The organism is Streptomyces sp. NPDC030165 (genome assembly GCF_055573595.1).
Window position 1 is genome coordinate 1 of record NZ_JBVIBD010000037.1, and the last position, 23,243, is coordinate 23,243.

Consider the following 23,243-nt stretch of genomic DNA (forward strand, 5'->3'; position numbering starts at 1 on the left):
TGGTCGCCGCCCTGCGCGCCCAGGGCGACGGCAACCTGGACCACTCCGCCCTCCTGCGCGGCGTCGAACGCCTCTCCGGCCACCCCACCGGCTGAGCCCGGCCCGCCCCGTACGACGTCTGCCCGAGCCACCGCCGATCAGCAGCCCGCGGCGGTGGCTCAGGCGTCCGGGGGCCAGTCGTCGCCCGCGATCCGCGCGTGCAGGTGCTCGTCGTGCCAGCCGTCCGCGTGCAGCAGGGCGCTGCGCAGGGTGCCTTCGAGCCGGAAGCCCGCCCTGGCCGCCACCCGGCAGGACGCCGGGTTGGCCACGGAGTGGCACAGGCGCAGCCGGTGCAGGCCGAGGTCTTCGACGGCCCACCTGCTGATCCGTACGGTCGCCGACACCGCGAGCCCGCGCCCGCGTCCGGCCGGGAGCAGCCAGTAGAGGAACTCCGCGCTGCCGCCCTTGAGGTCCATGTCCCCGAGTCCGGCCAGCCCCACCGCTTCGCCGCCCGCCGCGTCGGCGACGGCCCAGAGGGCGGCCTGCTCGTGGCGCCACCGCTGGTGCCAGTGGGCGATCTTGGCCTGCGCGCCCTCCAACGAGACCTGCGCGGGCCGGTTCCACTGCTGGATGTCCGGGTCCTGACAGGCGGCGACCAGGACGGGCGCGTCGACGGGCCGCCACGGGCGCAACTCGGCGTCCGCGGAGAGCGGGAGAGTGGGCTGCTGGCTGTCCCGCATCCGGCCGGCGGGCACGACGGGAGGTATCGGGGAGGGCGGGGGAGGAGACGCGGGGGAGGTCATGGGTGGATGATGCCAAAGGCCGTAGGGGGACTGTTCGGTCAGACACCCGGCCCGTTCGGCCGGCCCGCGCTCACGCCCGCGTACGGTCTCCCGGGTACCACGCGATCACCAGCGCCCCGCCCGCCACGACCACCCCGGCCAGTACGAGCATCGCGACGTCGAGCGATCCGGTGAAGGCGTCGAGCACCGCGTCCCGTAGGCCGCTGCCCACGGGCCCGGACACGCTCGGTTGCCGCTCCGCCGCGGCCACCGTCGTCGGCGGGTGCGGGCCGTGCAGCACCGCAGGCAGGTGCGCGGTGAAGAGCGCGGTGACGACGCTGCCGCTGATCGCGATGCCCAGCGCGCTGCCCAACTCGCGGGCCAGGCTCTGGAGTCCGGAGCCGGTTCCCGCGCGGTCCGGTGGCAGCGCCGACATCATGCCGTGCGAGAGCAGGGGCGTGGCCAGTCCGCAGCCGGCCGCGGTCAGTGTGGCACCGGTGGCGTAAAGGACGTACGGGGTGCGCGCGCTCACCGTCGACACGGTGGCGAGCCCCGCCGCCAGCACCAGCAGCCCCGTACCGACGGTGGCCCGGCCGCCCAGCAGCCGCTCCAGTGCCACCGCGCAGCGCGGGGCCAGCAGCAGCGCAGCCGCCATCGGCAGCAGACGTACGCCCGCACCCAGCGGCGAGTGGCCTTGTGCGTACTGGAGGTACTGGCCGTTGACGTAGAACAGGCCGAACATGCCGACGAAGGCCAGCGCCAGGCCGAGCGCCCCCGCCCGCACGACGGGCAGGGCGAAGAGCCGCGGGTCCAGCATCGGGTGCGGACGCCGGAGTTCGTACCGTACCCAGCAGGTCAGCAGTACGGCGGCGAGGGCGAAGCCGCCGGCCGTCCGGACGCCCAGCCAGCCCGACCCCGGCCCGGAGACGATGCCCGCCAGCAGAGCCAGGAAGCCGGCCGTCAGCAGGGCCGCCGAGAGAGGGGAGACCGGGCGGTCGTGGCGTACGGCGACCGGGGCGCAGACGGCTATCAGGCCGAGGGCCAGGAGGGCAGGCGGGATGACGCACAGGAACAGCGCCCGCCAGGAACCGGTCTGGAGGGCGGCCCCGCCCCCGACGTTGCCCAGGACCGCCGCCAGCCCCGTCATCGACGCCCACACCGCCACCAGGCGGGGCCGGCGCTCCGGCGCGGCGTCCGCGACCAGCAGGGCCAGCGTGGTGGGGAGTACCGCGGCGGCGCCGGCCCCGCTGAGCATCCGTCCGGCGATCACCACCGCGATGCCGGGCGCGGCGGCACACAGCGCCGACCCCGCTGTGAACAGTGCCATTCCGCCGAGCAGCGTGCCCTTGCGGCCCAGCCGGTCCGCGAGTGCGCTCGCCGGGACGAGCAGGCAGGCGAAGAACACCACGTACCCGTCCACGACCCACACCACCGCCTCGGCGGAGGGGTGCAGCGCGCTGCGGGACAGTGACGGGATGGCGAGGTTGACGGCGGAGACCATGCCGACGACGAGGGTGACGCACAGGCACATCACCGCGACGGTGATGCGGTTCGGGCCGGTGGTGGGGCCGGGGGTCGGTGCGGGGGCGGTTTCGGTGGGAGCGGTTCCGGCGGATGCGGTTCCGGTGGGTGGGGTGCGGGTCATCGGCCGTCCTCCGTCGGGCCGGGGCCGGCGGGCGGGCTTTCCGGCGGCCCGTCGTCCCGGGAGCCGGGCGAGTTCTCCGGCGTTCCGGTGTCCCGGCAGCCGGACGGGCCGTCCGGCGTCCCGGTGTCCGCAGAGCCGGGTGGGCTTCCGGGCGCCGCGGCGCCCCGGCAGCCGGGCGGGCTTCCGGTCACTCCGGAACCCCGGCCCAGCTCCGCCCGGAATGCCAGCCGGTCGCCCCGGATCCGTAGGAACTCCAGGTCCACAGGGCGCCCGTCCGGCAGCCGGGTCAGCCGCTCGACCGTGAACACCGCCTGCCCCGGCGGGGTTCCGAGCAGGGCCGAGGTGCCGGGGTCCGCGTTGACCGCGTGTACGGTCACGCTCGCCGACCCCAGCGGGCCGCCGACGGACTCCTCGATCAGGCTGAACAGGTCCCGGCCCGCCAGGTCCGCGTCCAGCAGTGGCCGCCCGATGCCGGTGGTCAGATACGTCAGGTCCAGCGACAGCGGATCCTCACCGAGGCGGCGCAGCCGCTCGATGTACACCACCTGCCCGCCGTCCGGCACACACAGCTTGCGGGCCACCTCCCGGGGCGGCCGGATCACGTCCGCGACCCGCACCTCGTTGCTGACCGGCCCGTACGCCGACAGGGTCTCGGCCAGCCCGGTCAGCCGCTCCAGCGAATGCTCGTACGTACGGCGCCGGACCACCGTTCCCACACCCTGCCGCCGCTGCACCACGCCCTCGTCGCGCAGGACGCGCAGCGCCTCGCGGACGGTGTTCCGCGAGACGCCGTGGTCGGCGATCAGGCTGCGTTCGTCCGGCAGGACTCCGGCGGGAAAGGCGCCGGTGGCGATCTGCCGGCGCAGAACCTCCGCCACCTGCCGGGCCCGGTCCGCGCGGGACCGGGCGCGGGGGCCTGCCGGAGCGGTCGGGTCGGGTGACGACGCGGTCATGGGATCTCCGCAACTCGGCTCGGGGTACGCCGGGCGACACGGTGCCGGGCGTTCGCCCAACCTAGGGTCCGGACATTTCTTCGAAGTTACGCCACCCGCTCTGACCTGGGGCGACGCTGGGACGTGGGTGTTTGCACACCGGGCCGGGGGGTTCCGCCACCCGGGGCGGGCCGTCGGTGCGGCCAAGACATCTCCCGTATGCCGGAAGGGTTGTTCCGCGTTACGGGCTCCTTTATCGTCGGCCCGCCCGGTCCAGGGCGGCGGGAAACCGACCACTGAGGAGAGCGCGTTGGCGAACCAGGCAGGGCGGGAACGGCCCGGACGGTCGGGGGACGAGGGGGAGCGGGCGGCGGACGGCGGTGAGCTTGTGGCGGGCGGCGGCCGGCCCGCCGCGGAGGAGGAGCCGCGCCAAGAGGAGGGGACGGGCCGCCGGGCCTTCCTGATGCGCGCCGGGCTGACCGGGGCAGGCGGCCTGCTGGCGGCGACCACGGCAGCGGGCCCCGCGTCGGCCGCCGCCCCGGGGCCGGCCACCGCCCCCGCGTCCGCTACCGCATCCGCGCTCCACCCCGAGCAGTTCGACGGCGACGAGCTCCTCCTCGTCCCGGAAGTACTCCTCCTGCCCGCAGGACCGGTCAAGGACCATGCCGTACGCGTCGCCGACGGCGTCTTCAGGGAGGTCGGGCCCGCGCGCAAGCTCATCGGCGCCCACCACCACCTGACGCCGCTACGCCTCGGCCGCGCGCTGCTCATGCCCGGCTTCGTGGACGCGCACCACCACCTGACGCAGAGTTTCGGCAAGGCGCAGGCGTTCGGGCAGCCGTCGGAGATCTTCAAGACGGTCTGGGAACCCCTGGAACGCGCGCTCGACGAGGAGAGCGCCTACCTGGCGGCGAAACTGGCCGCGCTGGAAGCGCTGCGCGGCGGGTTCACCACCGTCGCCGACGCCGGGACCCGTGCGCCCGTCGATGTCGCGGCCCTGGCACAGGCCACCCAAGAGGCCGGTATCCGCTGCGTGCTGGGCCGGGTGTGCTCGGACGGGAAGGGCGGCGAACGGCACCTCGCCCGCTGGGACGGGTCCCGGCTGGTCCACCCCTCACTGGCGATACCCGTGCCGGAGGACGCCGCCGACGCCGGGGTGCTGCGGCGCACGGCCCGGCTGTGCGCCGAAGCGGGCGCCGTCTTCCAGGTGCACGTCAACGAACACCTCGCCTCCGTCGAACGCTCCCTCAAAAGCGTCGGCCGGCGCCCGGTCGAACACCTCCACCACGTCGGTGCCCTCGGCCCGCACACGCTCGGCGCCCACGCTACCCTGCTCACCCCCGGTGAACTGCGCCTGCTCGCCGATACGGGCACGGCCGTCAGCTACAACCCCGTCGCCAGCGCGTGGAAGGGCAACGGCGTCGCGCAGGCCGGCACCATGGCCGCCCTGGGCGTGCGCTTCGGCACCGGCACCGACGGCACACGCGGCGACGGATTCCGCCTGATGGACGCCGCGGAAACCGCGCAGCGCCTGGCGTTCGGCCTGCAGACCGGCGACGCGGTGTGCGGCGCCGGACGGCTGTGGCTGGAGCACGCGACCTCGCGCGGCGCCGACGCGCTCGGCCTCGGCCGGGTCACCGGCGAGATCGCGGCCGGCAAGGCGGCGGACTTCCTCGTCGTGGACCTCGACGTACCGGAACTGACACCGTCGTGGGACCTGAGCTGGGAACTGGTACGGCTCGCGGGCCGCGACCAGATCCGCGCGGTCGTCGTCGCCGGACGGCTGCGCCTGTGGGACGGCCGGCCACCCCACTGGGACGGCCCCGCACTCGTACGGCGGGCCGCCGAGGCGGGACGCGAGGCCGTCCGCAGGGCGCGCATCCGCCGCGTCGAACCGGTGCCCCCGGCGTCGTAGCGGTTACGCGTGACGCCACCGGAACGGCCCGCGGCCGACCACGGCCGGCCACACGGGACATCGCCTCAGAGTTGAATGCCCCTTCGACCCGCCGAGGAGCGGCATCATCAGCGGATCAACCGAGATCACCGGCTTCACCTGCGAGAACTGCACAAGGCCGGTCGCGGCGCCGGTCAACGGGAGCTACCGCGACCACCGCCCGTACTGCCTGTACTCGCTGCATGCGGACATCACGCCCGGCGCCGCTCAGCCCTCCGCCGCCCCCGTCGGCCTCCCCAGGACCCGCAGGCCGCGCAGCCGGTTCAGGGCCGCGGCGACCTCGTGGCGGCGGGGCAGGGCGAAGTCCTCGTCGCGGACGGCGAGGAGCTGGTGGGCGCCGTCCGCCAGGTCACCGTCGAGGAGGTCGAGGGCCTCGGCCAGGGTGCGCTTGCCGTCGACGTACCCGCGTCGCACCATCAGTTCGAGGGCCAGGCCGATGCCCACCACCTGGCGCGCGTCCGTGATCTGTTCGACGGCCCGCAGGTCGATGTCGTGCTCGCCGAAGGTCAGTCCGTCGTCGCCGCGGGCGCGGATGCGGGACCGGCCGCGTACGGACGTGTCGAGCGAGCCGGGGTCGGGGCGGCGGTGTGCGACGCCGGGGAAGGAGTCCGCCTCGGCGGTCCGGCCGGTCGGTACCGCCGCCAGCGCGCGTGCCCGTCCGGTGACGTCGGACGGCAGGTACGCGTCCATCATGATCACCTGGTCGGCGACCTCCATATAGTCCCCCGACCCGCCCATCACCAGCACGGTCGAGACCCCGTGGTCCCGGTGCAGGGAGCGGACGAGGTCCACGAACGGCGTCAGCGGCTCCCGCTCCTTGGCGACCAGCGCCTGCATCCGCGCGTCGCGGATCATCAGGTTGGTGGCCGCGGTGTCCTCGTCGATGAGCAGGGCCCGCGCGCCCGACTCGACGGCCTCGCACAGGGAGGCGGCCTGCGAGGTGGAGCCGGAGGCATTGTCCGTACGGAAGTCGGTGGTGTCCGCGCCGCTCGGCAGGTGGTCCACGAAGGCGTGCACGTCCACCCGCTCGACCCGGCGGCCGTCCTCGGAACGGATCTTCACAGTGTCGGGCCTGGCCACCACCTGCTCGCGGCCGTCCCCCGGGACGTGGTCCCACACGCCCGTCTCCAGCGCCCGCAGCAGCGTCGACTTGCCGTGGAAACCGCCACCGACGATCAGCGTGACGCCCTCGCGTACGCCCATGCCGGTGACCGTCCCCGCGTGCGGCAGGCCGACCGAGACCCGCAGCTCCTCCGGGGAGGCGAACGGGACGACTCCGCCGCCGGTCGCCGGGCGGTCGTCCACGCCGCTGCGCCGCGGCAGCACCGCGCCGTCGGCCACGAACGCGACCAGGCCGAGACCGGGCAGCGCGGCGCGCAGCGCGGCCGAGTCCTCGACGGTGTCCGCGAAGGCCCGTACGTCGTCGGCGTCCAGCGCCGCGTACCGCAGCGCGCGCTCGGCGACCCTCGGCAGCAGACCGCACAGCACGTGCTCCGCCGCGTGCCCGTCGATGCGGCGGCCGTGCCCCGGCAGGTCCACGCCCAGCCGCAGCGTCACCGAGCCGTCCCGCGCGTCGACCAGGCAGGAACTGCGCTCCAGCACCTCCTGACCGCCGGCGTCCACCCGCAGCGACCGGTGGTCCGCCGCCTCGGCGGCCCGCCGCGCCAGGTAACTCGCCAGCGCCCGCCGCCGTACGGGCGACTCCCACAGGTCGGCGGGGAACCCGGCCTCCTCGGCCGGTACGCGCAGGGCCACCCGCGCGGGCGGCGCGTACGGGTCGGACTGCCCGCGGATCACCTCCAGGGTGAAGCCGGGCATCGACCAGGAGCCGAGGAGCGCCTTGTACCTGCCGTACGAGGCGCCGTCCATCCGGCGCAGCTCCCCGGCCAGACCGTCACGGGTCCCTTGCGGGCGGTCGGCCCGCTGCCGGTCCTGGGGACGGCCGTGGCCACGGGCCTGCCCGCGGTCCCGGCCGTGTTCGCGGCCGCGGTCGTGGTCGCGGCCTTGAGGGCGTCGCACAGCGCCTGCACCTTTCGCGTGACGTCTTGCGGTCACCGGTGGTCCACCGGTCCGACGGCCGACGATACCCAGACCTGCCCCGCGCCGTCGCACGCGGACGAGTGACCGGCCGCGGCCGGATCTAACCGTCCGCGGCCGGTCACGGGGCCGGACCGGCAGTGCCGGGCGGACCCGCCGGCGCCGGCGAACCCGTCAGTACAGGGTGAAGGGGAAGAGCTGGCGGGTTCCGTCCGCTCCCGCCTCCGGTTCCGTTCCCGCTCCCGCGTCCCGCCCGACCGCCGTACGGACCGGCCGCAGACCGACCAGGGTGGTGGCGCCACACGCGCAGATCACGGACGTGGCGATCAGCAGCCGGCCGGAGCAGTCGACGACCGGGGTGGTGAAGGCGCGCGGCTCCGGAGCCCCGCACCGGTCGCACGCCGCCTTCGGCGATCCGCTCACCGTCCCCGCCCCGATCCACTCCGTACGGCGGCCGGCGTGAGCGCCGACGCCAGGAGCAGGACCCAGAGGGTGTCCTGCGGGGCGGGGAGGACGGCGGGGGAGGGTGTCACCAGGGTGACACCTACGATGAGCACCGCCACGAAGGCGATGCCCGTACAGCGAAGGGCTATCCTGCAGTCGACGAACATGAGGTCTCCTAGTGGGTGGAAGAACACGGGGTCTCGTGAGTTCGGCAGAAGGCCGTTCCCTGCTTCCCGCCAGAAGCACCAGGGGGCGGCCTTTTCTTTTGCCGGTGGCGGTACGGAAGCTCCGTCCGCCGGGTCGTGGTGGTCGGTCGTGACGGCCGGTCAGGTCACACGGGGTGCTCCTTCCCACGGTGCTCGCCGCGCGGAGCCGCGCAGCCCGTACACCGGAAGTGTCGGCCCCGCGCTCACCTGGGCCAATGGCCCGGAGACGGGCGCAGGCATTCCTGAGCACCACGACGGCGAGGGCGAGCACTGGCGAACACCGGTGGCACAGGCGGACAATGACGGGCAGGCACGGAACTTCTGTGGCACCTTCGCCGTCGCGCACCCGGGGGATGATGATCCATTGACCGAACGGCCCGTGTCCTCGCCCGTGCCCGAGCCGGTGGAGGCGTTCGCGGTGCAGCTGCGCGAACTGCGGCTGCGGTGCTTCGAACCGACGGAGGCCAGCCTCGCCCTGCAGATGAAGTGCGGGCGCAGCTCGGTGTCGGCGATGCTCAACGGGCGCCGCTTCCCGAGCTGGGAGCTGACCTCGGCCTTCGTCACCGCGTGCGGGGCCGAGCCGGCGGACTGGCTGGACCGCTGGCGGGACGCCAAGCGCCGCCTCGACGCGCTGCGCAGGGGGCCGGCCGGGGGCGGGGACGGGGCCGCGCGTCCCGCGGCGTTGCCGGACGTCGGCGGTGACGCGCTGCTCGCCGCGACCTGGTACCGCAGCAACCCCGAGTTCTACACCGCGGCGGCCCGGTGCGTCCGGGCGGCCCGGTCGGAGATCAGGGTGACGTACACCCGCCGCTACCCGCCCGACCAGTACACGACCAAGGCCTCCGCCGACTACTTCGCGGCCATCCTGGCCTGGGCGCGCGAGGACACCGACGACCAGCGCAGCGTCCGCCGCATCATCGGTGTCCCCGAGACCGACGGCGTACCCGACCGGGACGTCCTCGTCTGGGCCCGGCGGCACCGCGAGGAGACCGGCCACCTCCTCAACTACGAGGCGAGTGTCCTGCGCTGGACGGCGGCGGCCGACGGCCTGAACATGGCGCTGATCGACGACAGCACCGTCTTCCTGGCCTTCTCCGGCGGCGCCCGCCAGAAACTGAACGGCTTCAGCGTGCAGGACCCGACCTACATGTCGTATTTTGCTGCCTACTTCGAGCAATTGTGGACACCGCTCCAGCCGCTGGGCGCCTACCTGGACGCCACGGAAGGCTGAGGCAGCCGGCGTGGGCCGGCGCGCGGAGCCTGGAGCGGCGAGACGTCCCGCTCCGGAGCCCTCGGCTCGGCCGGTCCGTGCACACGGCCGACGCACCGTCGCTGCACGGCGGGGCGCCGCGGCGCATACTGCACCTGTGAGCAACGAGTCTTCGGAGGGCCTGCCGGACACCGCCGCACAACAGCCCGCCGAGCGGAAACGGCAGCTCGAAGAGCGCGAGAAGGCCATGGGCCGGCGCGAACGCCACGCCGACGAGCGGGACCGGCTGGCGGACCGGCGTGACGAGGCCGCCGACCGGCGGGAACACCTCGCGGACACGCGGGAGGACGCGGCCGATCTGCGGGACGGTTGTGCGGACGAACGGGAGAGAGCCGCCGACCGGCGTCAGGCCGCTCTCGACTCGCAGGAGCAGCGGGCGGACCGGCGGTCCCGTGCCGCGGGAGAGAGCACCGCCGGCCATCGGCAGCGCTGCTCCGAGGCCATCGACCGGGCAAAGGACCTGATCGCGGCCAGCAAGGACCAGCTTGAGCGGGCCGGTGCCACCCTGCACCGCACGGAAGCGCGCGAGGAGAACGAACAGCGGGCCATCGACATGGAGGTGGCCGCCTCGGTACGGCAGGCGCGCCGGGACGCGAGCGTGACCCAGGGCGCCGCCGACCAGGGGGAGCGCAGTACGGACAGCACGAACGGGACGGACGGGGCGGACAGGGCGGACAGCACGAACGGGACGGACGGGGCGGACAGGACGGACAGCACGAACGGGACGGACGGGGCGGACACCTGAACGCCGGTGGCCGTCCGTACCGCCCGTTGCGGTGCTCTCCGTTCTCCGTCCTACCGCGCGCCGGCGGTCGGCGCGATCGCGTCGTCGGCGAAGCGTGGCACCTGCGTGTTCTCGTTGTGGCCGCCGTTCTTCTCGCGGATCCACTTGCCGGCGAGGGCGGGAATCCACGCCGAGAACTCGCTCTGCGTCAGGTCCGCGGGGACCTTGCCGCCCAGCTTGTCGATGTCCGCCGCGGGGTAGCCGCCGGGTGCGTCGATGCGTTCGGACGGGGTGTCCTTCATCGTCGCGTCCCAGACCTGGAGGGCGAACGTGGTGCAGTTCCTGGCGGACGTGCCTGCCCAGCCGCCGGTCAGGAGGTAGTTCCAGCTGGGCAGGAGCGTGTACTTTTCGTCGAGTTCGGCGCGGCGCCGGATCTCCTGCTCGAAGTTGCTCTGCTGTGCGCCGGTCAGTGCCGTGCAGCGCGCGGCGCGTGGGGAGTACGCCTGGCCCTGGTCCTGCTTGCGGCTCGGCCGGTCCCACTCGACCAGTGGCTTGCCGGGGACGTTGATGTCGTAGCCGGTGTAGTTGACGGACATGCCGTCGACCGGTGATCCGTCGCCGTTGGTGCCGTCCGGGTCGTCCGGCTGGAAGGAGTACGTGTCGTACCGGGCCTCTTCGCCGTTGTCGAGCTTGCGGTGCAGCTTTCCGCCGGTGTTGAAGTGCACGAGCCAGCTGTGGCCGAACACGTGCCGGCTCACGTTCAGTTCATACAGCAGCTTGTTCGTCTGCTCGGCGTAGGACAGCTTCCCGTACTTCTTCCGGAAGTCGTCGCTCTTCCACAGCGCGTGGGCCCGCTTGCCGATGTCCCAGACGTAGCCGCCGGTGGTGCGGTCGGTGATCTCGGTGCTGTAGATGCACAGCACGTTGTCCAGTGCCCGGGCGCCGGACGGCTGCGGCCGGCCGGCGGCCTGGGCGGCGGGTGCCTGGAGCAGGCCCAAACAGAGGGTCACCGCGGCACCGGAGGCGACCATGGCCGGCGTACGTAATGTCATGACGTGCGGGTACTTTCCTTCGGTCGGCCGGCGGCTCGGACGCGCCGCCGGCTCGGCATACCAAGATCATTTCGCTGGGCGGCCCTGTGCGCCAAGGGCGGAAAGTCCTGGTGGCGCGGGACTTTCGCCCCTGCCGGAGTGGGGAGGGCGGGCACCCGGGAGGCCGTACGTGATCAACTGGTGCCGCCCGGCCGGGAGAGCGGCCCCGCCGCCCCGTGCCGGACGGCACGTGACACGACGTCCGACGTTACGACCCCGGGAGAGTGGTCCGCGATGAGCAGCATCAGCTACCAGGACGTGAAGGCGGCGGCCGACCGGATCGCCGGGGACGTGCGCCCGGTCACCGTCGCGCCGGCCGACCCGGAGGCGTTCGGCGCCGGCGAGGGCTGGTTCGCCTACGAGTTCACCCAGCACACCGGATCCTTCAAGGCCCGCGGCGCGGCGAACTTCATCGCCGCGCACCGCGAGACGGGCACCCTGCCCGAGGCCGGGGTGGTCATCGCCTCCGGGGGCAACGCCGGGCTGGCCTGCGCCTGGGCCGCGGGCCGGCACGGCATCCGGGCGACGGTGTTCCTGCCGGAGACCGCGCCGCCGGTCAAGGTCGCCCGGCTGCGCCTGCTCGGCGCCGACGTGCGCCAGGTGGGCCCCGAGTACGCCGCCGCGCTGGAGGCGGCCCGGGAACACGTCGCGCGGACCGGGGCGTTGGAGGCGCACGCGTACGACCACCCGCTGATCGCGGCCGGCGCCGGCACCCTGCTGGAGGAGATCCGCACCGCGCTGCCCGGCCTGGACACGGTCGTGGTCGCGGTCGGCGGCGGTGGCCTGTTCAGCGGTGTCGCCGCGGCCGCGCACCACCACGGCGTACGGGTCGTGGCCGTCGAGCCGGAGAACTGCCGGGCGCTGAACGCGGCGGTCGAGGCGGGCCGGGCCGTCGACGTCACGGTGGACTCCGTCGCCGCCGACTCGCTGGGCGCGCGCCGCGTCAGCGACATGGCGCTGCACTGGGCGCGGCGGGCCGGGGCGGTCTCGGTCCTGGTCCCGGACGAGGCGATCCTGGCCGCGCGGCAGAGCCTGTGGGACGACCGCAGGCTGGCGGTCGAGCACGGCACGGCGGCCGCCTTCGCCGCCCTGCGGGCCGGGGCGTACCGGCCCGCGCCGGGGGAGCGGGTGTGCGTCGTGGTGTGCGGCGCCAACACCGACCCGTCGGACCTCGTACGCCCCGGTGGGTGACCCCGGCGGCCCGCTCTGGCGCAGGCATTCGACGGACGCATGACCGCCGGGCCGGTCTCAGGGGAGCCGCCCGGTCCCCGGAACCGCCCGGCGCCGCCCTCGTTGTTCCGCCCGTGAGCTGCGCGTCAACGGCTTCCCGGGCGGCCCGCGGACCATCGGCCGCCCCCGTCTCCGTACACCTGTCCAAAGAGATTTGCCGACGAACCGATACACCCGTCGCGTGGTGCTCGTTGGCCCTTCAGAGCCTGTGTCATCACTCCGGCCGGATCAGCGCACGTCGTCCGGTGCGTGCGATTGCAAGGCGCCGGAGCGCCCTCGTGGGGTTCCCCCTGGCTTCAAGGCCTTGGGGAGGAGCTGCGCGGGCGTTTTGGCAACACAGCGAGCGTGCGTGCCTGGCGGCACCTTCCGGCGGTAGCCGGGGGAGGCCGGCCCGGCCGGGGGCATGACACAGGCTCTTACGGCGCGTGAGTCGCGGCCGGTCGCACGGCCCCGCCACGGCCCGGTCGCCGTTGTACACCAGCACCTTCGTCAGGAGACGGCAAGCATGAACAGGAAGCCAGGCCACCGCGGTCGCCGATTGCCGCTGACCGTCGCGCAGACGGGGATGTGGTTCTCCCAGCAGCTGGACGCGGAGAACCCGATCTACCGTGCCGCGGAGTACGTGGACATCCACGGCCCGGTCGACCTGGCCGTGCTGGACGCCGCGGTGCGCCACGCCGTGGCCGGCATCGACGCCGTACGCGTCCGGTTCGAGACCGACGAAGAGGGCGGCGTCTGGCAGGTGCCCGACCTCGCGGACGACTGGCCGCTGCCCGTCGTCGACCTGCGGGGCGCGGCGGACCACGCCGCCGGCCCGCCGCCCGGACCGGCCCTGGTGGTCCCGCCGCCCGACCCGTGGGCCCGCGCGAAGGAATGGATGTGGGCCGAGCTGCGCCGGCCCGTCGACCTGCGCCGCTCCCCGCTGTTCAGCTTCGCCGTACTGCTGCTGCCCGACGACCACTGTGTGCTGTACATGGCGCTGCACCACATCGTCCTGGACGGGTACGGCTTCTCGCTCCTGATCCAGCGCGTCGCCGAGATCTACACCGCTCTGGAGGCGGGCGAGGAGTGCCCGCCCAGCCGGCTGGGGACGCTGGAGGAGCTGCTGGCCGACGAGGCCGGGTACCACGCCTCCGAACGGTTCACCCGCGACCGGGCCTTCTGGGCCGAGCGGTTCGCCGGCCGGACCAGCGACAGCGGTCTCGCCGGCCGGCTGGCCACCGTCCCGCACCGCTTCGTCCGCGAGACCGGCCACCTGCCCGCGCCCGCCGCCGACCGGCTGCGCTCCCTGGCCCGGCAGACCCGGTCGGGGCTGCCCGTGGTGGCGATGGCCGCGCTCGCGCTGTACGTGCACCGGATGAGCGGGTCCGCCGAGGTGACGCTGGACCTGACCGTGACCGGCCGCGTCGGCGCCGTACCGCGCAGCGCGCCGTCCATGGTCGCCAACGTGCTGCCGCTCCAGGTCGAACTGGGCCCGTACACGACCGTACGCGAGCTGGTGCGGCACACCTCCGAGCGGGCCCGCGGGCTGCTGCGCCACCAGCGCTACCCGTCGCCGTACCTCGTCCAGGAGCTGGGCGCCGCGCACACCGGCGGCCACCTCGGCGACTGGGGCATCAACATCATGAGCTACGACCCGGAGCTGAGCTTCGGACGGCACCCGGCCACCCTGCACAACCTCTCCAACGGCCCGGTCACCGGCCTCGGCGTCAACGTCTACGAGCGGACCGACGACGGCTGCCTGCGCATCGACTTCCAGGCCGACCCGGACCTGTACGACGCCGCGACCACCGCCGCCCACCAGCGCCGCTTCCTGGCCCTGCTGGACGCGCTGGCCGGCATCGACCCCGAACAGCCCGTCGGCGGCATCGACCTGCTGCCCGCCGCCGAGCGCCGCCGGGTGACGACCGGGTGGAACGACACCGCCCGTTCCGTGCCGGTCACGACCCTGCCCGCGCTCTTCGAGGAACAGGCCCACCGCACGCCCACCGCCACCGCCCTCGTCTGCGGCGCCACCACCCTGTCGTACGCTGCGCTCAACTCCCGCGCCAACCGGCTCGCGCACGCGCTGATCGAACGCGGCGCCGGGCCCGAGGCGTACGTGGCACTGGCCCTGCCGCGCACCGCCGACCACCTCGCGGGCCTGCTGGCGGTCCTCAAGACGGGCGCCGCGTACGTACCGGTCGATCCGGAACTGCCCGCCGAGCGGATCCGCTTCCTGCTCGCCGACACCCGCCCGGTCTGCGTCCTCACCACGGCGGCCGCCGGGCGGCTGCCCGGCACCGCCGCCACGCTGTGCCTCGACGACCCGGCCGCCGTCCGGGAGCTGGAGCTGCGCCCGGACACCGACCCCACGGACGCCGACCGGCGGGCCCCGCTGGCGCCGGGCCACCCGGCATATGTGAGCTACACCTCCGGCTCCACCGGGCAGCCCAAGGGCGTCGTCGTCGAACACCGCCAGCTGACGAACCTGTTCTTCGACCACAAGGCCGAACTGATCGACCCGGAGACGGCCGCGGCCCGGCGCCGCCTGCGGACCGCGCTGACCGCCGCGTTCTCCTTCGACACCGCCTGGGAGGGCCCGCTGTTCCTGGCCGCCGGCCACGAACTCCACCTCGTCGAGGACGCCGTACGGCTCGACCCGCCCGCCCTGGTCGACTACATCGCCGACCGGCGCATCGACTTCCTGGACCTCACCCCCACCTACCTGCACCAGCTGCTCGCCGCCGGACTGTTCACCGGCGAACGGCACCGGCCCCGCATCCTCATGGTGGGCGGCGAGGCCGTCGACGCCGCCCTGTGGGAGACGCTGCGCGCCCTGCCCGGCACCACCGCGTACAACTATTACGGGCCGACCGAGTGCACCGTCGACGCCGTGTACTGCCGCATCGCCGACCAGGGGGAACAGCCCGTCATCGGACGCCCCGGACGCAACGTGCAGGCGTACGTGCTCGACGCCGCGCTCAACCCCGTGCCGGCCGGCGTGCCGGGGGAGCTGTACCTGGCCGGCGACCAGATCGCCCGCGGCTACCTCCGCCGGCCCGCGCTGACCGCGGAGCGGTTCGTCGCCAACCCGTTCGCCCACGCGGGCAGCGGGTCGGCGGCCGGCACCTGCGGCGACCCCGGAGTGCCCTGTACGTGCGGCGCGCCCGGCTCACGCATGTACCGCACCGGTGACCGGGCCCGCTGGACGCCCGACGGCATCCTCGAATACCTCGGCCGTGCCGACGGGCAGGTCAAGGTACGCGGTTTCCGCATCGAGCCCGGCGAGGTCGAGACGGCACTGGCCCGCCACCCGGGGGTCGCCCACGCGGTGGTCACCGTACGGGAGGACACGCCCGGCGACCGGCGCCTGGCCGCGTACGTCGTGCCCGTCGCGAGCGGTGGAGCGGTCGGCCGTGTCCCCGCCGCCCGCCGCTCCGGCTCCGACCGCACCGCCCTGTCCGCGCCGGCCGACGCGGACACCCTGCGCGCCTGGGCCGCCGCGCGCCTGCCCGAATACATGGTCCCCAGCGCCTTCGTCCTCCTGGACCACCTGCCGCTGACCTCCAGCGGCAAGCTGGACCGCGCCGCCCTGCCCGCCCCGGAGGCGCCCGCCGCCTGCAACGGGCGGCAGCCGCGGAGCCCGCAGGAGAAGGTGCTGTGCACCTTGTTCGCCGAGGTGCTCGGCGTACGGCAGGTCGACGTGGACGACGACTTCTTCGCGCTCGGCGGGCACTCCCTGCTGGCGGCCAAACTCATCAGCCGTATCCGCTCCGCCCTGGGCACCGAACTGTCCATCCGCGCGCTGTTCGAAGCACCCACCGTCGCCGACCTCGTCAAGGTGCTGCGGACCGGCGGCGGATCGGACGGCTTCGAGGCGCTGCTGCCGCTGCGCACCCGGGGGAGCCGGTCCCCGTTGTTCTGCGTCCACCCCTCCGGTGGCCTGAGCTGGTGCTACGCCGGTCTGCTGCGACACCTGGACCCGGATGTCCCGGTGTACGGACTCCAGGCCGGCGGTCTGGAGCGGCGCGCGGCGCTGCCCGCCACCTTCGAGGAGATGGTCGCCGATTACGTCGGGCAGATCCGCGCCGTCCAGCCCGCCGGGCCGTACCACCTCCTGGGCTGGTCGCTCGGCGGCGCGCTCGCCCATGCCATCGCGGTCCGGCTCCAGGCCAGGGGGGAGCGGGTGGCGCTGCTGGCCATGCTCGACTCGCGCCCCATCGACCCGCACGGAACGACGGATTCCGCCGTGACGGAGCACGACATCCTGGCCCTGCTCCTGGAGGCGGCGGGCCACGATCCGGACACCTTCGAGCGGCCGCTGACCGTCCCGGGCGTGGCGGCGGTGCTGCGCGGGCAGGGCGGCGGGGAGGAACTGCTCGACTCGCTGAAGCAGCACCCCGCGCTCGGCGAGGACCGGCTCACCGCCGTCACCGAGGTGTTCACCAACTCGGTGAAGCTGCTGCCCACCTTCTCCGAAGGCATCTTCGACGGCGACCTGCTGTACTTCCACGCCACGGAAGGCAAGCCCGCGCACACACCGACCGCCGAGGCATGGCGCCACCTGGTCACCGGCCACATCGAGAACCACGACATCGCCTGCACCCACCACGCCATGACCCAGCCGGGCCCGCTGACCCGCATCGGCCGGGAGGTGGCGGCACACCTGGACTCGGCGGTGGCGGTGCCGGGTTCGGGGCGGCGCGGGTGAGGCGGGGGAGACGGCCCGTGGGCGGGGCGCCGGCTCCCGGTTCGAGCAGGTCCGTGCGCGACGCCGGTCCGGGGCAAGTTCATGTCGCCGCGTACCGTTCCGCCAGTTCCGCCGCCGTGCGGGCGACGGCGGCGCGGAGTTCGGGCGGGCCGAGTACCTCGGCCTCCGTGCCCAGGCGGAGGAGGTCGCCGACCGCGACGGCCGGGGTCTCGACCGGGAGGTCCACCAGTACCCAGCCCTCGTGGTCCGGTGGCCCGGCGCCTTCCAGGGCCTGGCTGCCGGCCGTACCGAAGTGCATGGGCAGCAGCCGCTGCGCGCGTGGTGATATCCGCAACCGTGCTGTTCCGCGGTGCAGTGTGGCCTCCAGGCGCCGGGAGGACTCCGCCCAGCAGGCGGCCAGGTCGAAGCCGGCCGGCCGCTCGAAGGCCGTGTCCGTCGTCTCGGCGCTCACGAGGCGCGAGATCCGGTAGGTGCGGGTCGGTACGGTGTCGTCGTGCGGCGGCGTGGCGGCGCCCGGCGGAAAGCCGTCGTCCGGCGGGGCGCCGTCCCTCCACGCCACCAGGTACCAGATGCCGCCCTTCAGGACGAGGCCGAGCGGGCGCAGCTCCCGGTGTGCCTCACCGCCGCCCCACCTCCGGTAGTGGACGCGCAGCGTCCGCTGCTCCCAGACGGCACGCGCCACGGCCGCCAGGTGGGGGACCGGGTCGGCATGCCGGAACCAGGCGGCGGCGTCCAGGTGGAAGCGGTCCTGGAGGCGCCGGGCGCGGTCGGCCAGGCCGGGCGGCAGTGCGGCCTGGAGTTTGAGCTGGGCCGTCGCCAGCACCGCGCCCAGGCCCAGTTCCCGCGCGGCTCCCGGCACACCGGCCAGGAACAGCGACTCCGCTTCGGCGTCGTTCAGGCCGGTCAGCCGGGTGCGGTAGCCGTCCATGAGCGAATAGCCGCCGTCCGGGCCGCGTTCGGAGCGGACCGGGACGCCCGCGGCGCCCAGTGCTTCGACGTCGCGGTAGACCGTGCGCAGGGACACCTCCAGTTCGGTGGCCAGTTCGGCGGCGGTCATCCGGCCGCGGTTCTGGAGCAGCAGCAGGAGGGAGAGCAGGCGGTCGGCACGCATGCGGTCATTGTCGTGCGGTGTCCGGCCGTACCTGACAGGAGGTGTCAGGTACGGCGGTCAGGCTGTGGTCACGCCGCGCGGACCGTACCGCGCGGCCGGACGAGAGGATCACCATGGCCGCACGGACCGGCACCGAACGTACCCGCATCACCGGGCACTTCACATACGCCAACTGGGAGGAACGCGCGCTCGGCCGGGACGGCGCGTACCCGCGCCTCGCGCACGCCACCGTCACCAATGCCTTCTCCGGTGGCATCGAGGCAGCGCACACGATCTGCGAGTACACGATCGTCTATGCCACCGAGACGACCGGCACGTTCACCGGCATGGAACTGCTGGAGGGCAGCGTGGACGGGCGCCGGGGCACGTTCGTCGTCGAGGAGCGCGGCTCGTTCGACGACCGGGGGAGCGTGCGGTGCGCCTTCGAGGTCGTACCGGGCTCGGCCACCGGCGAGCTGACCGGGCTGCGCGGCACGGGCGGGTTCACGGCCGAGCACGGCAGCCCGTCCGTCCCGTACACCTTCGATCACGACTTCGGCTGAGCCGCGTCCGGTCCCGGCCCGGCCTCCGCCTCCCGCGCCGTCTTGGTCCACCCCGTCTGCCCGCGCAGCATCCGGAACAGCGCGCTCCAGGCGCACAGGAACGACAGGTAGTTCATGACGACGAAGGAGTGGCCGAGCAGCAGGGCCCGGGCCACGCCCACCGACCGGTCCCGGCGCAGATAAGCCCAGGACGTGACGAGGGCGGGCGCGAAGGTGAGCAGGTACCAGGCGAGCAGATTGACCGGCCACCGCAGCCGGGTCCCGTCGAGCGCGGCGGCCGGGCGGCCGCGCAGCACCAGGACGTTGGGGCTGCGCAGGAACCAGATCAGGCAGTACTGGAACAGCAGCGACCAGGGCAGGTCCAGCACCCACGGCACCAGCAGGTACGCGAACATCTCCAGCGCGGCCAGGTGCCCCAGCCGGGGCGCCCGCCAGATCTCGCCCATCCGCCGGCCGGCCGTCATGTGGCCCTGGTACCAGCGCGTGCGCTGCCGGACCAGCCGGCGCAGCTCGCTGACGCCCTGCTGGTCGACGGAGGCGTGGGCGGTGGTACGCAGCCGCCAGCCGCGTACCGCCAGGCTGATCGCCAGGTCCAGGTCCTCCGTCAACGACCGCGACCACGGCCGGGTGCCCAGCCCGTCCAACGCGGAGAGCCGGGTGAACTGGCCGTTGCCGCCGAGGCTGACGGTGGCGGTGACGTTCCGGCCGAACTGGGTGACGGCGGCCATCGCCCAGAACTGGTAGTCCTGGAACCAGGTGAGGAAGTTGGTGCGGCGGTTGCGGATGCGGACGCCGAGCTGGACGCCGCCCGTCCTGGGGTCGTCGAACAGCGGCAGCACCCGGGCCAGGGCCCGTTCGGAGAGCCGGCCGTCCGCGTCCATGACGCACACCACCACCTCGGCCGGGTCCTGGCCGCGCGCCGCGACCTGTTCCCGTACCCGCGCGATGCCGTGGTTGAGGGCCTCGCCCTTGCCCTGGCGGGCGTCCGGCAGCTCCCGGCGCAACACCGTCACCTCGCCCTCGCGCCCGCGGGCCCGCGCCGCCTCGCCCGCCCGCTCTGCGACGCGGCCCGTACCGTCGTCGGACCCGTCGTCGATCACCACGACCGTGGTACGCGGGCCGAGCAGCCCGTCGACCGTCGTGCCGATCACCGACTCCTCGTCGAGGCACGGGATCAGGGCGTACAGGTGGCGGTGGTCCCGGCGGCCGCGGTGGGGGCTGCCGTACGCCGTGTCGCCCTGGACCCGTAACCGCGCTCGCTGGCGGCGGAGTTCGAACAGGCCCGCGCCCATGGCGACGGCCAGGTAGCCCGCCGACATGGCGATGACCGTGTGGCCGACCGCGTCGGCGGCCTTGACGAGCCGGTGTTTCAGCATGGGTCTCCTGGTCGGTGGCGGCGGGACGGCACGGCGGGCGGTCCGGCCGCCGCGGCGGTGGCCGGGCAGGGGCGGCGGGGCGCGGCGGGACGGGTGCCAGGGCTCTTCGGCGGGGCGGGCGCGAGGGGCCGTACCGGTGTACGGGCCGGAACCGCCCGCCGTCTGCGGTCCAGCCGGCGCTGGATCTCCCGCCCCAGCACGAACCCGGCGGGCACCACCGCCGCTCCGATCGCCGCCGCGAGTGCGCCGCCGCGCCCGGCGCGTACCGCCGCGACACCGCCCGCCGCCGGCCAGGTGATTCCGGTGTACATGGCGCGGGGGCACCTCCAGACGGAAAGTGGAATTCCGGTCGCGGGGCGACGCGGCGGGCCGGGGGCAGGAGATCGGACGTGGACCACTGTCACCCAGAATGCGATCGCGGACCAGACCCCGATGAGCCGGGAAAATGATGCCGGTCGGTGATTTCACGCCGTCCGGCGCGGGAACGGACGTGCGGACGGCGCGAGACCACCAGGAGACTTGGAGCGCGGACAAGGCGCTGGTGGCCTGATCGAGCCACCCGCCAGGACCGGGGCCGTTGCCCCTTCAGGGAGGGCGGAGTTAGCGTCGTCGGCAGGCTGGTGGATTCCCGTTCACGCTGCCGGAGAGCGCTATGGGGAGAACGTCTTACGGGCCCGGTGCGGAAAACCGGTGGCCGTTTCAACATTCCGGCAGTGCGCGCCATGGTGCAATTCCGTAATTCCTTCCGGCCGGTATCGCCCGCCGTCGCTCCGTCCGCGTCCCAGAAAAGAGAGGGACTTCTCCCCTCCCCGTAATGCGGGACGGCTGCGCGCGGGGGCTTTCGTCATCGACCCTCCGACTCAGGAGCCGCTGCAGTGACGGCACAGACGCAGGAGTTCAGCGCACGCACGCAGTCCGCCATCCCGGACGGCTACATCGTCACGGTGGCCGGCGACGGCCACTCCGGGTACCAGTCGGACGGCGGTCCCGCGGTCTCGACCTGGCTCTACGACCCCCGGTCGGTGGCCGTGGACAAGGCCGGGAACCTGTACATCGCCGACACGTACAACCACCGCATCCGCAAGGTCGACACCAACGGCATCATCACCACGGTCGCGGGCAACGGCCAGGCGGGCTACGTCTCCGACGGCGGTCCGGCCACCGCCACCAAGCTGTACAACCCTTCGGGCGTGGCGGTCGACGGCGCGGGGAACGTGTACATCGCGGATACCTCCAACCACCGCGTCCGCAAGGTGGACACCCGCGGCATCATCACCACGGTCGCGGGCAACGGCCAGTGGGGCTATGTGTCCGACGGCGGCCCCGCCACCGCCACGCCCCTGAACCAGCCCTGGGGACTGACGGTCGACCGCGAGGGGAACGTGTACATCGCGGACACCGACAACCACCGCGTCCGCAAGGTGGACACCCGTGGCATCATCACCACGGTCGCGGGCAACGGCCAGTGGGGCTACGTGTCCGACGGCGGCCCCGCCACCGCGACGCGGCTCAACGCCCCGCGCGGCGTGGCCGTGGACGCGTCCGGCGTCGTCTACATCGCCGACGACAACAACCACCGGGTCCGCAAGGTCGGCCGGGACGGCAACATCACCACCGTCGCGGGCGACGGCAACTCCGACTACACCGGTGACGGCGGCCCGGCCGTCACCGCCCGGCTCCGCCAGGTCCGGGACGTGACCGTGGACAGCGGCGGCAACCTCTACATCGTCGACGACGACAACGAGCGCGTCCGCAAGGTGGACGCCCGCGGCATCATCACCACCGTGGCGGGCAACGGCTATGCCGGGTACGTCTCCGACGGCGGCCCGGCCGTCGCCACCAAGCTGTACCAGCCCTGGGGCGTGGCGGTGGACGACCAGGGCAACCTGTACATCGCCGACGAGTTCAACCACCGGGTGCGCAAGGTCGCGGGCGTGGCGAGCGTCGTACCGCCCGTGCCACCGGGCGCCGATCTGTACAGCGAGGTCGTGGCCCCGGCCACCGTGCGGCGCCGGATCCCGTTCCACCTCGGCGGCCGGATCAGGAACCGGGGCCCGGCGACGGTCGACGGCCAGGCCGTCACCGTCGTCCTGACCCTGCCCGACGCGTTCGAGGGCGGCCCCGAGTTCAGCGGGCAGCGCGGTTCACGCACGTTCACCGGGCAGCAACTGGCGCCGCAGCAAGGCTCCTTCGACGGCGTGTTCCAGGTCACCGCGCTCCCCACGGCGGCGGCCACGACGTACGAGGCCACCCTGGAGGTCCAGTACGGCGGCGAGCTGAACCTGAAGGACAACGTCCAGACCCTGCTGATCACCGTCACCGACAGCTCGGCCGGGGACGAGACGCGACTGGCCATCGTCCAGGAGAGCGTGCCGCAGGTGCCCCCGGGCGGGCGCACCCGGCTCAACCTGCGGCTGACCGCGCCCGGCGGGACCTCGGTCAGCCCCGGCGTCGTACGCCAGCGGTTCCACGCGCCCACCGGCTTCGTCTTCAGCGGCCAGCCGGTGTACGGCTACTACGACACCCCGGCCGGCGTGCTGACCGGGGACCTCCCGTACCAGGTCGCGGACGGCGGCCGGACGCTGACCGTGGAGTCCGACCCGCACCTCAACACCACTCTCAGCGACAGCGGTTCGCTGGTCTACTCGCTCCCGCTGCAGGCCGAGTCCGGTGCCCGGCCCGGCCTGTACACCGACGGGGTCGCCGTCATCGGCAAGCACGCGCCCGTCCAGCTCTCCGGCCGGGTCACGGAAGCGGCCGGGGAGGACGGCGACGAGCGGCGGCTCACCGTGCGCCAGGAGTCGGTGCCGCGGCTCGCGCCCGGCCGGACCGGCACCTTCAACGTGGAGATCTCCGCGCCGGACGGCCGGCCGGTCGACCCGGGCACGGTCGGCCAGCAGTTCATCGCGCCCACCGGCTTCGTCTTCACCGGCGCCGCCTCGTACGGCTATTACCACACCAAGCCGCCCGTCACCGGGAACCTCGACAGCCGGCTGGAGGCCGACGGCAAGATCCTGTCGGTGCGCGGCAACCCGCACGTCAACACCTCGGCCCGGGACCGCATCTCGGTGATCTACACCATCGGCATCCGGGCTCTGCCCGGCACACCGTCCGGGACCGAGTCCGGTGACGGCCAGTACGTGCTGGGCCGCCACGAGCCGGTTCCGCTGGCCGCGCGCGTGCAGTGACCGTGACGCGGAGGGCATGACCCGGGGCCCGGGCGGGTG

General features: G+C 73.9%; 16 protein-coding genes and 1 pseudogene. 8 read left to right on the forward strand and 9 right to left on the reverse strand.

From position 1 onward, the window contains the following. Window positions 1-158 precede the first annotated feature (158 nt). From ACZ4Z1_RS39175 to ACZ4Z1_RS39185, 3 genes are all read right to left on the reverse strand, one after another. Window positions 159-782 (reverse strand): GNAT family N-acetyltransferase, encoded by a 624-nt coding sequence (locus tag ACZ4Z1_RS39175; RefSeq protein WP_468491467.1) that lies wholly within the window; start codon window positions 780-782, stop codon window positions 159-161. Between the two features lie 70 nt (window positions 783-852). After that, complete coding sequence (locus ACZ4Z1_RS39180; protein ID WP_468491468.1) at window positions 853-2,406, reverse strand: MFS transporter; 1,554 nt, start codon at window positions 2,404-2,406, stop codon at window positions 853-855. Next, window positions 2,403-3,359 carry a GntR family transcriptional regulator gene (locus ACZ4Z1_RS39185; protein ID WP_468491469.1) on the reverse strand — a complete coding sequence of 319 codons (957 nt, stop codon included), beginning with the start codon at window positions 3,357-3,359 and terminating at the stop codon, window positions 2,403-2,405. The genes ACZ4Z1_RS39180 and ACZ4Z1_RS39185 overlap by 4 nt, the downstream gene beginning before the upstream one ends. Before the next feature lie 442 nt (window positions 3,360-3,801). On the opposite strand from ACZ4Z1_RS39185, the gene ACZ4Z1_RS39190 reads away from it, so the two are divergent. Together ACZ4Z1_RS39190 and ACZ4Z1_RS39195 are read left to right on the forward strand one after the other, a co-directional pair. Beyond that, entirely contained in the window at window positions 3,802-5,253 is a 1,452-nt protein-coding gene (locus ACZ4Z1_RS39190; RefSeq protein ID WP_468491500.1) for an amidohydrolase family protein, read from the forward strand. 124 nt (window positions 5,254-5,377) lie between these two features. Then, window positions 5,378-5,446, forward strand: a pseudogene (locus ACZ4Z1_RS39195) (hypothetical protein); the annotation flags it as partial. 53 nt (window positions 5,447-5,499) lie between these two features. Here the strand turns inward: ACZ4Z1_RS39195 and ACZ4Z1_RS39200 are convergent. Together ACZ4Z1_RS39200 and ACZ4Z1_RS39205 are read right to left on the reverse strand one after the other, a co-directional pair. Beyond that, on the reverse strand, window positions 5,500-7,311 hold the full coding sequence (locus tag ACZ4Z1_RS39200) for an ABC-ATPase domain-containing protein (protein WP_468491470.1): 1,812 nt from the start codon (window positions 7,309-7,311) through the stop codon (window positions 5,500-5,502). A 192-nt stretch (window positions 7,312-7,503) separates the two neighbouring features. Beyond that, entirely contained in the window at window positions 7,504-7,752 is a 249-nt protein-coding gene (locus ACZ4Z1_RS39205) for a hypothetical protein (protein ID WP_468491471.1), read from the reverse strand. Between the two features lie 591 nt (window positions 7,753-8,343). Here ACZ4Z1_RS39205 and ACZ4Z1_RS39210 point away from each other — a divergent pair. Together ACZ4Z1_RS39210 and ACZ4Z1_RS39215 are read left to right on the forward strand one after the other, a co-directional pair. Continuing rightward, window positions 8,344-9,210 carry a helix-turn-helix domain-containing protein gene (locus ACZ4Z1_RS39210; RefSeq protein WP_468491472.1) on the forward strand — a complete coding sequence of 289 codons (867 nt, stop codon included), beginning with the start codon at window positions 8,344-8,346 and terminating at the stop codon, window positions 9,208-9,210. Window positions 9,211-9,346: 136 nt separating this feature from the next. Beyond that, window positions 9,347-9,994: a hypothetical protein gene (locus ACZ4Z1_RS39215; RefSeq protein ID WP_468491473.1), complete on the forward strand. Its 648-nt coding sequence runs from the start codon at window positions 9,347-9,349 to the stop codon at window positions 9,992-9,994. Window positions 9,995-10,044: 50 nt separating this feature from the next. Here ACZ4Z1_RS39215 and ACZ4Z1_RS39220 read toward each other — a convergent pair whose 3' ends face one another. Next, window positions 10,045-11,025 carry a hypothetical protein gene (locus ACZ4Z1_RS39220; RefSeq protein WP_468491474.1) on the reverse strand — a complete coding sequence of 327 codons (981 nt, stop codon included), beginning with the start codon at window positions 11,023-11,025 and terminating at the stop codon, window positions 10,045-10,047. Between the two features lie 273 nt (window positions 11,026-11,298). Here ACZ4Z1_RS39220 and ACZ4Z1_RS39225 point away from each other — a divergent pair, with 273 nt between their 5' ends. Together ACZ4Z1_RS39225 and ACZ4Z1_RS39230 are read left to right on the forward strand one after the other, a co-directional pair. Continuing rightward, the gene (locus ACZ4Z1_RS39225; RefSeq protein ID WP_468491475.1) at window positions 11,299-12,255 is read left to right on the forward strand and encodes a threonine/serine dehydratase; all 957 of its coding nucleotides are present in this window, start codon (window positions 11,299-11,301) and stop codon (window positions 12,253-12,255) included. A 544-nt stretch (window positions 12,256-12,799) separates the two neighbouring features. Continuing rightward, window positions 12,800-16,987, forward strand: a complete 4,188-nt coding sequence (locus tag ACZ4Z1_RS39230; protein ID WP_468491476.1) for an amino acid adenylation domain-containing protein — start codon at window positions 12,800-12,802, stop codon at window positions 16,985-16,987. A gap of 79 nt (window positions 16,988-17,066) precedes the next feature. Here the strand turns inward: ACZ4Z1_RS39230 and ACZ4Z1_RS39235 are convergent, their stop codons facing one another. Further along, window positions 17,067-18,098, reverse strand: coding sequence for a helix-turn-helix transcriptional regulator (locus ACZ4Z1_RS39235; protein WP_468491477.1), 1,032 nt, complete (start codon window positions 18,096-18,098; stop codon window positions 17,067-17,069). A gap of 113 nt (window positions 18,099-18,211) precedes the next feature. On the opposite strand from ACZ4Z1_RS39235, the gene ACZ4Z1_RS39240 reads away from it, so the two are divergent. Then, entirely contained in the window at window positions 18,212-18,640 is a 429-nt protein-coding gene (locus ACZ4Z1_RS39240; protein ID WP_468491478.1) for a DUF3224 domain-containing protein, read from the forward strand. On the opposite strand, the gene ACZ4Z1_RS39245 is transcribed toward ACZ4Z1_RS39240, so the two are convergent. Further along, complete coding sequence (locus ACZ4Z1_RS39245; RefSeq protein WP_468491479.1) at window positions 18,625-20,016, reverse strand: glycosyltransferase; 1,392 nt, start codon at window positions 20,014-20,016, stop codon at window positions 18,625-18,627. The two genes, ACZ4Z1_RS39240 and ACZ4Z1_RS39245, sit on opposite strands and share 16 nt — an antisense overlap. Next, window positions 20,010-20,327: a hypothetical protein gene (locus ACZ4Z1_RS39250; RefSeq protein ID WP_468491480.1), complete on the reverse strand. Its 318-nt coding sequence runs from the start codon at window positions 20,325-20,327 to the stop codon at window positions 20,010-20,012. The genes ACZ4Z1_RS39245 and ACZ4Z1_RS39250 overlap by 7 nt, the downstream gene beginning before the upstream one ends. A gap of 564 nt (window positions 20,328-20,891) precedes the next feature. Between ACZ4Z1_RS39250 and ACZ4Z1_RS39255 the strand changes: the two genes are divergently transcribed. Then, window positions 20,892-23,204, forward strand: coding sequence for an NHL repeat-containing protein (locus ACZ4Z1_RS39255; RefSeq protein WP_468491481.1), 2,313 nt, complete (start codon window positions 20,892-20,894; stop codon window positions 23,202-23,204). The last annotated feature ends 39 nt before the right edge of the window (window positions 23,205-23,243 follow it).

What these genes read in the sequence shown, in the direction of transcription:
- ACZ4Z1_RS39240 (WP_468491478.1), top strand. Translation starts at nt 18,212, where the DNA reads ATGGCCGCACGGACCGGCACCGAACGTACCCGCATCACCGGGCACTTC.
- ACZ4Z1_RS39185 (WP_468491469.1), bottom strand. Translation starts at nt 3,359, where the DNA reads ATGACCGCGTCGTCACCCGACCCGACCGCTCCGGCAGGCCCCCGCGCC.
- ACZ4Z1_RS39220 (WP_468491474.1), bottom strand. Translation starts at nt 11,025, where the DNA reads ATGACATTACGTACGCCGGCCATGGTCGCCTCCGGTGCCGCGGTGACC.
- ACZ4Z1_RS39175 (WP_468491467.1), bottom strand. Translation starts at nt 782, where the DNA reads ATGACCTCCCCCGCGTCTCCTCCCCCGCCCTCCCCGATACCTCCCGTC.
- ACZ4Z1_RS39250 (WP_468491480.1), bottom strand. Translation starts at nt 20,327, where the DNA reads ATGTACACCGGAATCACCTGGCCGGCGGCGGGCGGTGTCGCGGCGGTA.
- ACZ4Z1_RS39225 (WP_468491475.1), top strand. Translation starts at nt 11,299, where the DNA reads ATGAGCAGCATCAGCTACCAGGACGTGAAGGCGGCGGCCGACCGGATC.
- ACZ4Z1_RS39230 (WP_468491476.1), top strand. Translation starts at nt 12,800, where the DNA reads ATGAACAGGAAGCCAGGCCACCGCGGTCGCCGATTGCCGCTGACCGTC.
- ACZ4Z1_RS39180 (WP_468491468.1), bottom strand. Translation starts at nt 2,406, where the DNA reads ATGACCCGCACCCCACCCACCGGAACCGCATCCGCCGGAACCGCTCCC.
- ACZ4Z1_RS39235 (WP_468491477.1), bottom strand. Translation starts at nt 18,098, where the DNA reads ATGCGTGCCGACCGCCTGCTCTCCCTCCTGCTGCTGCTCCAGAACCGC.
- ACZ4Z1_RS39245 (WP_468491479.1), bottom strand. Translation starts at nt 20,016, where the DNA reads ATGCTGAAACACCGGCTCGTCAAGGCCGCCGACGCGGTCGGCCACACG.
- ACZ4Z1_RS39190 (WP_468491500.1), top strand. Translation starts at nt 3,802, where the DNA reads ATGCGCGCCGGGCTGACCGGGGCAGGCGGCCTGCTGGCGGCGACCACG.